This window comes from Streptomyces sp. NPDC054932 (assembly GCF_053610205.1).
In genome coordinates, this window is sequence record NZ_JBSGXU010000257.1 from 1 (window position 1) to 9539 (window position 9539).

The 9539-nt window shown below is 73.0% G+C and carries 9 protein-coding genes; 4 read left to right on the plus strand and 5 right to left on the minus strand.

The annotated features are described in order from the left end of the window. Positions 1-7: 7 nt before the first annotated feature. Entirely contained in the window at positions 8-1168 is a 1161-nt protein-coding gene (locus ACWGE1_RS37625; protein WP_453424967.1) for an alkaline phosphatase PhoX, read from the minus strand. Positions 1169-1463: 295 nt separating this feature from the next. Here ACWGE1_RS37625 and ACWGE1_RS37630 point away from each other — a divergent pair, with 295 nt between their 5' ends. After that, on the plus strand, positions 1464-1871 hold the full coding sequence (locus tag ACWGE1_RS37630; RefSeq protein WP_453424968.1) for a VOC family protein: 408 nt from the start codon (positions 1464-1466) through the stop codon (positions 1869-1871). A gap of 42 nt (positions 1872-1913) precedes the next feature. Here the strand turns inward: ACWGE1_RS37630 and nirD are convergent, their stop codons facing one another. Genes nirD through ACWGE1_RS37645 form a run of 3 tightly spaced genes read right to left on the minus strand, consistent with a single transcriptional unit; the run spans position 1914 to position 6071 of the window. Continuing rightward, on the minus strand, positions 1914-2246 hold the full coding sequence (gene nirD, locus ACWGE1_RS37635) for a nitrite reductase small subunit NirD (protein WP_453424969.1): 333 nt from the start codon (positions 2244-2246) through the stop codon (positions 1914-1916). Next, positions 2243-4768, minus strand: a complete 2526-nt coding sequence (nirB, locus tag ACWGE1_RS37640) for a nitrite reductase large subunit NirB (RefSeq protein ID WP_453424970.1) — start codon at positions 4766-4768, stop codon at positions 2243-2245. The genes nirD and nirB overlap by 4 nt, the downstream gene beginning before the upstream one ends. A 1-nt stretch (position 4769) precedes the next feature. Further along, positions 4770-6071, minus strand: coding sequence for an NAD(P)/FAD-dependent oxidoreductase (locus tag ACWGE1_RS37645; RefSeq protein WP_453424971.1), 1302 nt, complete (start codon positions 6069-6071; stop codon positions 4770-4772). Between the two features lie 157 nt (positions 6072-6228). On the opposite strand from ACWGE1_RS37645, the gene ACWGE1_RS37650 reads away from it, so the two are divergent. The 3 genes from ACWGE1_RS37650 to ACWGE1_RS37660 all read left to right on the plus strand — a co-directional run bounded on the left by ACWGE1_RS37650 (position 6229) and on the right by ACWGE1_RS37660 (position 8709). After that, on the plus strand, positions 6229-7524 hold the full coding sequence (locus tag ACWGE1_RS37650) for a ferredoxin reductase family protein (RefSeq protein WP_453424972.1): 1296 nt from the start codon (positions 6229-6231) through the stop codon (positions 7522-7524). A 93-nt stretch (positions 7525-7617) separates the two neighbouring features. Continuing rightward, entirely contained in the window at positions 7618-7896 is a 279-nt protein-coding gene (locus tag ACWGE1_RS37655; RefSeq protein ID WP_453424973.1) for a hypothetical protein, read from the plus strand. A 36-nt stretch (positions 7897-7932) separates the two neighbouring features. Continuing rightward, the gene (locus ACWGE1_RS37660) at positions 7933-8709 is read left to right on the plus strand and encodes a sulfite exporter TauE/SafE family protein (protein ID WP_453424974.1); all 777 of its coding nucleotides are present in this window, start codon (positions 7933-7935) and stop codon (positions 8707-8709) included. Positions 8710-8770: 61 nt separating this feature from the next. Here ACWGE1_RS37660 and ACWGE1_RS37665 read toward each other — a convergent pair whose 3' ends face one another. Next, entirely contained in the window at positions 8771-9325 is a 555-nt protein-coding gene (locus ACWGE1_RS37665) for a class F sortase (RefSeq protein ID WP_453424975.1), read from the minus strand. Positions 9326-9539: the final 214 nt, after the last annotated feature.

Sequence of the window (9539 nt, forward strand, 5' to 3'; positions counted from 1 at the left end):
GACCCGCTCAGACGCGGAACGGGCCGGTCACCTCGTAGGTGATGCCGCCGGTCGAGCTGCCGCTCGTACCGCGCTGGCTGGAGAAGTAGAGCCGGTTGCCGGCGGGCGAGAAGGCCGGGCCGGTGATCTCCGAGGAGGACTGGCCGGTGATCCGCAGGAAGGGCGCCACCACGTCGTCCGGGGTGATCACGCAGATCTCCATGTTGCCGCCGTCCTCGGCGACGTACAGGTCGCCGTAGGAGGATCCGGTGACGTTGTCGACGCCGGTCAGCGGGGCCGCGCCGCCGGGCACGAGCGAGTCGTCGTAGGCCAGCTCGTACGTGTTGTTGGTGAGGTTGAGCTGCCAGACCCGGTTGTCGCCCTTGGTGGTGAACCAGACGGTGTCGTTGGCGTAGTGGCAGCCCTCGCCCCCGTTGAACTTCTTCGAGCCGGAGACCTGGCTGCGGGTCGCGGTCGGCGATCCGTCCGGGTCCGGGACGTTCTGCCAGGTGAAGGAGCCGGAGGTGGCCGTGCCGGCCTTCAGGACCTGGAGGGTGCCGGAGGAGAGGTTGCCCCAGGTGGTCGGGACGAAGCGGTAGAAGCAGCCGTTGGTCTCGTCCTCGGTCAGGTAGACCACCTGGCGCACCGGGTCGGCGGCGGCCGCCTCGTGCTTGAACCGGCCCATCGCCGGGCGCTGCACGGCGGCGTTCACCCCGTACGGGTCGGTCTCGTAGACGTAGCCGAGGCTGACCTCCTCACAGGACAGCCAGGTGTTCCAGGGGGTCTTGCCGCCCGCGCAGTTCTGCCGGGTGTTGGAGAGGATCCGATAGGCGCCGGTGACGGTGCCGGAGGAATTGAACTTCACCGCGCTGGCGCCGCCGGAGGGGTTGATCTCCGAATTGGAGACGTAGATCCAGCCCGAGCCGTCGACGAAACACGCACCGCCGTCGGGGGCGCTGTGCCAGGTGTACGAGGTGCCGCTGACGGTCTGGCCCGAGCGGGCGATCACCCGGCTGGTGAAGCCGCTGGGGAGCATGATGCCGTTGGCGTCGGCCGCGCCGAGCGCCCCGTAGGGTCCGGCACCGGGCTGGGCGGGGGCGGCGTAGGCGGCCCCGTGCATCAACGTGCCGCCGAAGGCGGCGGCCGACGAACCGATCACTGCGCCGCGCAGGAAGGTACGACGTTCCACGGTCACTCCTGTGGGAGGAAGGCCCCGCGGCCGGTCGGACGCGGGGTCGCACGCGTCGAGGAACCTAGGAGACGCCAGTTGCCGGGGCGCCAACTCCTCATTACGCACGAGCGACCGCTCGACGTTCAATCCTCCGGCCGTGCCGCGGTGCGGCGTACGGCGGGATCCGATGCACCGAAAAAACTTCGCGGGGGAGCGATGAGTTCTCCCCGGCACCGCGGTCTACCCCTCGAAAGCACCGAGCAGCACACACCGCGCACCGCGCCGCACCGCACCCGAGAGAAGAGGGACCTCGATGTCCGCCACCATGATCTTCGTCAACCTGCCGGTCAAGGACCTGGACGCCAGCAAGGCCTTCTGGAGCAAGCTGGGCTACTCCTTCAACGCCCAGTTCACCGACGAGAACTGCGCCTCGATGGTCATCAGCGACACCATCGTCGCGATGCTCCTGGCCGAGGACCGCTACAAGGACTTCACCCACAAGGAGATCGCGGACGCGACGAAGACGTCCGAGGTGCTGCTCTGTCTGAGCGCCGACAGCCGCACCGCGGTCGACGAGCTGGTGGACGGGGCCCTGGCGGCCGGTGCCACCGAGCCCCGCCCCGCCCAGGACCACGGCGTCATGTACGGCCGCGCCTTCGACGACCTCGACGGTCACACCTGGGAGATCATGTGGATGGACCCGTCCATGATCCAGAGCTGACCGCGCTCCACCCCACGGTCACGAGGTGACCAGGTCACGAGGTCACGAGGTCACGGCGGTCCGCACCGGGTAGGTCCGGACCGCCATCTCCTCGTCGTCCAGGCAGCGCCCCGACTCCAGGTCGAAGCGCTGCTTGAGCAGCGGCGAGGCCACGAAGGGCCGCCCTCCCGCCGTCCCCACCAGCCCGCGCGAGAGCACGTGCGCCCCGGTGAAGGGGTCCTGGTTGCCGATGGCGTACGGGCGCCCCGCGCGGTCGACGAACACCGCGGCCTGGCTCCCGTCCGGCAGCAGCGCCGCGACCCCGCGCCCGGGGGTGAGCGAGGACAGCTCGCACACCGTCAGCCAGCCCTGCGCAACCTGCAGTTCCACGGTCATCGGACGGCTCCTCCTATGGTCAGGACGGCCAGGTCGGGCTTGACCTGGTCGCGCTCGGGGACGAACTTCACGGTCGGGTCGGGGGCGCCGGGCGCGTTCACGAAGGACACGAACCGGCGCAGCCGCTCCGGGTCCTGGAGCGTCTCGGCCCATTCGTCCCGGTAGTGCGCCACGTGGTCGGCCATCAGGGCCTCCAGCTCCGCGCACAGCCCGAGCGAGTCGTGCACGACCACGTCCCGCAGGTGCGCGAGGCCGCCCTCCAGCCGATCCAGCCAGGTGGAGGTCCGCTCCAGCCGGTCCGCGGTGCGGATGTAGAACATCAGGAACCGGTCGATCAGCCGGATCAGCTCCGCGTCCGACAGGTCCTGGGCCAGCAGATCGGCGTGGCGCGGAGTGGCCCCGCCGTTCCCGCCGACGTACAGGTTCCAGCCACTCGCCGTCGCGATGACGCCGAAGTCCTTGCTCTGCGCCTCCGCGCACTCGCGGGCGCAGCCGGAGACCGCCGACTTGAGCTTGTGCGGGGCGCGCAGCCCCCGGTAGCGCAGCTCCAGGTCGATGGCCATCCGGACGCTGTCCTGGACGCCGTAGCGGCACCAGGTCTGCCCCACGCAGGACTTCACCGTGCGCAGGGCCTTGCCGTACGCGTGTCCGGACTCGAACCCGGCGTCGACGAGCCGCGCCCAGATCCGCGGGAGCTGGTCCACGCTCGCACCGAAGAGGTCGATGCGCTGTCCGCCGGTGATCTTCGTGTAGAGGCCGAAGTCGCGGGCCACCTCGCCGATCACGATCAGTTTGTCGGGAGTGATCTCGCCGCCGGGGATGCGCGGGACGACCGAGTAGGAGCCGTTGCGCTGCAGGTTCGCGAGGAAGTGGTCGTTGGTGTCCTGCAGGGCGGCCTGCTCACCGTCCAGGACGTAGCCGCTCGCGCCGAGGGTCGGGGCGAGCGAGGCGATGATCGAGCCGACGGTGGGCTTGCAGACCTCGCAGCCGTCGCCGCCGCGGGCCTCGGGGCGGCCGTGGCCGTCGAGCAGCTCCTCGTACGAGGTCAGCCGGCGGGTGCGGACGATCTCGTAGAGCTCGGCCCGGGTGAAGGGGAAGCAGCCGCACAGCCCCTTGTCGGCGGCTGCGGGCAGCAGCTGCCCGATCACCTTGACGCAACTGCCGCAGCCGGTGCCCGCCTTGGTGCACTTCTTGACCTCGGAGAGGGTGGCGCAGGCGGCGATGGCCTTCTTGGTGACGTTGTGGCAGGAGCAGATCACCGCGTGGTCGGGGAGCGCGGACGGGCCGAGCGCGACCGGGGCGCCGACCCCGGCGGGCAGCACCAGCTGCTCGGGGGCCACGGGCGGGACGCTGCCGGTGAGAGGGCGCAGCAGGCCGTACGAGTCCGCGTCGCCGACCAGGACCCCGCCGAGGAGGACCCCGTCGGGCGAGACGACCAGCTTCTTGTAGACGCCGGAGCGGGAGTCGGACCAGACGACGTCGAGGCTGCCGTCGGTGGTGCCGTGGGCGTCGCCGAAGGAGGCCACGTCCACGCCGAGCAGCTTGAGCTTGGTGGAGAGATCGGCTCCGGTGAACTCCTTCTCGCGCCCCAGCAGATCGTCGGCAGCGGTCTCGGCCATCTCGTAGCCGGGGGCGACCAGCCCGTAGACCCGGCCGTCCACGGCGAGGGCGCACTCGCCGATGGCGTAGACGTGCGGGTCGGAGGTGAGGCAGCGGGCGTCGACCGCGATGCCGCCGCGCTCGCCGACGTCCAGTCCGGCGTCACGGGCCAGCTGGTCGCGGGGGCGGACGCCGGCGGAGAAGACGACGAGGTCGGTGTCGACGGTGGAGCCGTCGGAGAGCCGCATTCCGCTGACCCGGCCGTCCTCGCCGGTCACCACCTCCTGGGTGCCGACCCCGGTGTGGACGGTCAGGCCCATGGACTCGATGGTGCGCAGCAGGGCCGCGCCGCCGCCCTCGTCGACCTGTACGGGCATCAGGCGCGGGGCGAACTCGACGATCCGGGTGTCGAGGCCCAGCCCCTGGAGGGCGCCGGCGGCCTCCAGCCCGAGCAGACCGCCGCCGACGACCGCGCCGGAGCTCCGGGTCTTCGCGTACTCCTCGATGGCGAGGAGGTCCTCGATCGTGCGGTAGACGAAGCAGCCGGGGGCGTCCTTGCCCGGGACCGGCGGTACGAAGGGGTAGCTGCCGGTGGCCAGCACCAGGACGTCGTACGGGAACACCTGCCCGGAGCGGGAGGTGACCGTGCGGGCGGCCCGGTCGATGTGCTCGGCGGGGTCGTCGAGGTGGAGGGAGATGCCGTGCTGCTCCATGAACCCGGCGGGCGTCATGGACAGGTCCTCGGGGGTGCTGCCGGAGAAGTACGCGGTCAGGTGCACGCGGTCGTAGGCGGGCCGCGGCTCCTCGCAGAGCACGGTGATCCGGTGCGTGGCGGTGACCCCGCGCTCGGCGAGTGCCTCCAGGTAGCGCTGGCCGACCATGCCGTGCCCGATGAGCACGATCGTGGGCAGGGGCTCGGTCATGTCAGTGGCCTCCGTCGTCGGTGAGCAGGTGGAACAGGTCGTCCGGTGATTCCCCGCCCTCCCAGGTGCGGGCGAGGGCCCCCACGGTGGAGAGCTCGCCGAGCAGCACGCCGCCGACGAGGCGGTCGCCCCGCAGGACGACCTTCCGGTAGGTCCGGCGCGTGGCGTCGGCGAGGCGGACCACGTCGTCGCCGGGCAGGGGGGTGGTCTCGCCGAAGGCGGCGAGATCGAGGGACCGGTCCCCCTCGGTGGTGAGGGTGAGGCGGGTGAGGGCGCGGGTGCCGGTGTACCGCGCGCCGGCGCCGGTGAGGAACGCGGCGAGGGCTTCGGCCTGTTCCAGGGCGGCGCCCGCGAGGCCGTACACCTGGCCGGCGTGTTCGGCGCAGTCGCCGATGGCGTGGATGTGCGGGTCGCTGGTGCGCAGGTGGTCGTCGACCACGATGCCGGTACGGACATCCAGTCCGGCGGCCTGGGCGAGGCCGGTGCGGGGGCGGACGCCGCAGGCGAGCACGACGACATCGGCATCGAGCCGGTAGCCGTCGGAGAGCTCGACCCCGGTGACCTTGCGCTGCCCCTGCGCGGCGCCGCTGCCGGGGCTCCGCCCCGGGCCCCGCGCCTCGAACGCCGGAGGGGCCGGATCCTGCCCCGGCAGAGGTGCCGCGGAGGTGATCAGGCCGCGGACCCGGCATTCCGTGTGGATCTCCACGCCGAGTGAGGTCAGGTGCCCGTGCAGCAGGGCGGAGGCGTCCGCGTCCAGTTGGCGCTCCATCAGCCGCTCGCCCTGCTGGGCGAGGACCACCTGCGCCCCGCGTACGGCCAGCGCCCGGGCCGCCGAGACGCCCAGCAGGCCCCCGCCGATCACCACCGCGCGGACCCCGGGGCGTACCGCCGCCGAGAGCGCCACGCAGTCGTCCATCGTGCGGAACGCGTGCACGCCGTCCGGGAGCGTCCGTCCCTCGGGTTCGAACAGCCCGCGCAGCGGCGGGAGCACCGCGTTCGAACCGGTGGCCAGCACCAGCGTGTCGTACTCCGCCACCGTGCCGTCGTCGCAGTGCACGGCCCGCTCCACGCGGTCCACGCGCACCGCCCGGACCCCCTGGCGCAGTGCCGGGCCGGGTGCCGGGAGCGCGGTCACCTCCGGCGCGTACCGGCCCGCGAGGACCTCGGCGAGCAGGACCCGGTTGTACGGCACGTGGGTCTCCTCGCCGAGGACGGTCACCGTCGCGGCCGGGCCGAGCCGCTGCGCGAGCCGCAGGCCCGCGAGGCCGCCGCCGATCACCACCACACGCTTGTCCGAGGTCATGCCACGAGCGTGCGCGGCCGCTGTTTCCCCACGGCATCGCCTCTGTTACCCGGACGGAACGCCGACCTCAGCGCCCGGGTTAAGGGTCGGTGAGGCCTTCCTCAAGGCCGCCTTAAGGGTCATCAGGGCCGCCACCTGCGCCCTTAGCGTGATCCGTATGCGAGATGCGGTGGTGCGGGTGAGGGGCGGGATGCTGGGCGGTGCGGGGGTGGTGATCCTGCTCTGGGCGGCGCAGGTGCGGCCCTCGGCCCGGCCCGACGCGCTGTTCGCCACCGCCGCGCACCTGTCCGGCCTGCTCGCCGGCTACGGGGTACTGGTGCTGCTGTTCCTGATGGCCCGGGTACCCGCCGTCGAGCACGGGGTCGGCGCCGACCGGCTCGCCCGCTGGCACGCCTTCGGCGGCCGGTACGTACTGCTCCTCATCTTCGGGCACGGGCTCTTCGCCCTGCTCGGATACGCCGTGCACGAGGGAATCGACGTGGTCTCCGCCGTCTCGGAGCTGCTCGGCTACCCCGCGCTCGCCGCCGCCGCGGCCGGGACCGTCCTCCTGGCCGCGGTCGGTGTGACCTCCGCCCGTGCGGTACGCCGCCGGGTGCCGCACGAAACCTGGCGCGGGGTGCACCTGCTCGTCTACCTCGCCGCCGCCCTCGCCTTCGGGCACCAGCTGGCCGGGCCCGATCTGGCCGCGGCCGCCTGGTTCTGGGCCCTCGCCCACACCGTGGTCGCCGTCCTGCTGGTCTGGTACCGCGCCGTGGTTCCCGTACGGCAGGCCCTGCGGCACGCGCTGCGGGTCGCGGACGTCCGGGTCGAGGGGCCCGGGGTGGTCTCGGTCGTCGTCTACGGGCAGCGCCTCGCGGAACTGCGCGCGGAGCCGGGCCAGTTCCTGCGCTGGCGGTTCCTCCAGCGGCGGCTGTGGCACACGGCCCTGCCGTTCTCGCTGTCCGCGCCGGTCCGCGGGAACGCCCTGCGGATCACCGTCAAGGGGCTCGGCGGCCACTCCCGCCGGATCCGCCGGCTGCGCCCCGGGACGCGGGTCCTGGCCACCGGGCCGTTCGGCGCGCTCACCGCCGCCCGGCGGACCCGGCCCAAGGTGCTGCTGATCGCGGGCGGGGTCGGGATCACCCCGATGCGGGCCCTGTTCGAGACGCTCCCCGGGGGCCCGGGGGACATCACGCTGCTCTACCGGGCCGGTGCGGAGGAGCACCTGGTCCTGCGGGCCGAGCTGGAGGCCATCGCCGCCGAGCGGCAGGCCGGTCTGCACTATCTCCTTGGGCCGTCCGGCGCGGCGTACGACCCCCTGGCCCCGCAGGCGCTGGCCGCACTCGTGCCGGACCTGACCGAGCACGACGTGTACCTGTGCGGGCCGCCGGGGATGGCCGGGGCGACCCGGGCCGCACTGCTGAGGGCCGGGGTGCCGGCCGGTCGTATCCATTCCGAGTGCTTCAGCTTCTGAACCGGCCTCTGAACCGGCTTCCGGGCCGAGCGCCCGGACCGCGCCCGCTGCCCACCGCCGCATCCCCCGCGTTCCCCGAGGAGTCACCGCCCCATGCGTCACCCGCTGCACGTCGCCCTCTCCGTCCCCGTCGGCGCCGAGGCTCCGGCGGTGGCCCGGCACCGCAAGCCGCGCGGCCCCTCGCCGGTGCGGGCCGTGTTCGCCGCGCTGGCCTCCGTACCGCCCGCACGGCGGCTGGCGGCGGGGCTCGGGGCGGCCAGTGTGCTGGCCGCGAGCGTGCTCACGGCGGTCGTGGACCCGGCGGCGCCGGTGGCCCCGGACCGGGTGCCGGCCCGGCAAAGCTCAACGTTTGCGCAAGTTTCCGGGGATTGATGGTCACTGCACCCAACTGCTCCATAGGGTCGAGCCGTGCCTGACATATCAACGACCATGATCATCGTCCTGTGCGTGGCCGCCGCGGCCGCCGGCTGGATCGATGCGGTGGTGGGCGGCGGCGGCCTGCTGCTCCTGCCCGCCCTCCTGCTCGGCCTGCCGAACGCCCACCCCGCCACCGTCCTCGGCACCAACAAGGCCGTGGCCATCGTCGGTACCGCCGGCGCGGCGGTGACGTTCGCCCGCAAGGCCCCGGTGAACATGAAGCTGGCCGTCCGCATCGGCGTGGCCGCACTCGCCGGCTCGATGGGCGGCGCCGCGCTCGCGGGCGGCATCAGCAAGGACGCGCTGCGCCCGCTGATCATGGTGGTACTCGTGATCGTCGCGGGTGTCGTCATCTTCAAGCCGGGCTTCGGCGCCGCCCCCTCGACCGCACCCGTCAGCCGGCAGCGGGTGCTGCTCGCCATCGGGCTCGCGGGCCTCGGCATCGGCTTCTACGACGGCCTCATCGGGCCCGGAACCGGCACCTTCCTCGTGCTCGCGCTCACGGCGCTGCTCCACGTCGACCTGGTCACCGCCTCCGCCACCGCCAAGATCGTGAACTGCTGCACCAACGGCGGTGCGCTCGCGATGTTCGCCTACCAGGGCATGGTGCTGTGGCAGCTGGCCGCGCTGATGGCGGTGTTCAACCTGGCCGGCGGCATGATCGGCGCCGGTATGGCGCTCAAGAAGGGCAGCGGCTTCGTGCGCGGCGTGCTGCTGACCGTGGTGGGCGCGCTGGTGATCAAGCTGGGCCTGGAGCAGTGGGGCTGAACCACCGCCCGGACACCCCCTGGGTCGTGTCCGCAAAGTCCCGTCTGCTCGGCGGGGCTCCCTAGTAGGTGCCGGTGAGGTGCGCGAAGACGACCACGTTGCCGCGGTAGCCCGTGCGCGGGGAGAAGCCGCCGCCGCAGGTGATCACCCGTAGCTCGGCGTGCACCGAGGGCCCGTACACGCGGGTGTCCGGGAAGGACTCGGCGTCGTAGACCTCGACCGCGTGGACCGTGAACACCGCCGTACGGCCGTCCGCGCGCGGGATCTCGATCGAGGCCCCGCGGCGCAGCGCGCCCAGGTGGTAGAAGACCCCCGGCCCGGCGGCGTCGTCCACGTGCCCGGCGATGACGGCGGTGCCGGTGGCGCCCGGGGTGGTGCCCTCGCGGTACCAGCCGGCCAGGTCGCGCCGGTCGGGGGGAGGCACTTCGAGGCTGCCGCCCGGATCCAGGCCGAGCCCGGTCAGCGGGGCGTCGACCCGGATGGAGGGGATCCGGATCCGGCCCGGCGGGGAACCGGGGAGCGGGGCGATACCGGGGCCCACCACGCCCGCGGCGGTCAGCGCTTCGGCGGGGGAGGGCAGCGGCGGTCCGACGGGTTCGCGGGAACCGCTGGTCATGAGCCAGATGCCGACGCAGGCGGCGAGCGCGACGAGTCCGCCGTGGCGGGCGGTGGGGGTGCGGGTCACTCGATTCGAGGGGCGCACTCCGGATCCGGGGCGGTCTCCGGGCGTGGACCGGGGCTGCCGGTCGCGGCCCCGAACGCCACCGAAATCGCCACCCATGCCTACCCCCTCGGCTTCCGTTTCGGGGTCGATGACCGTCGCCCGGCCC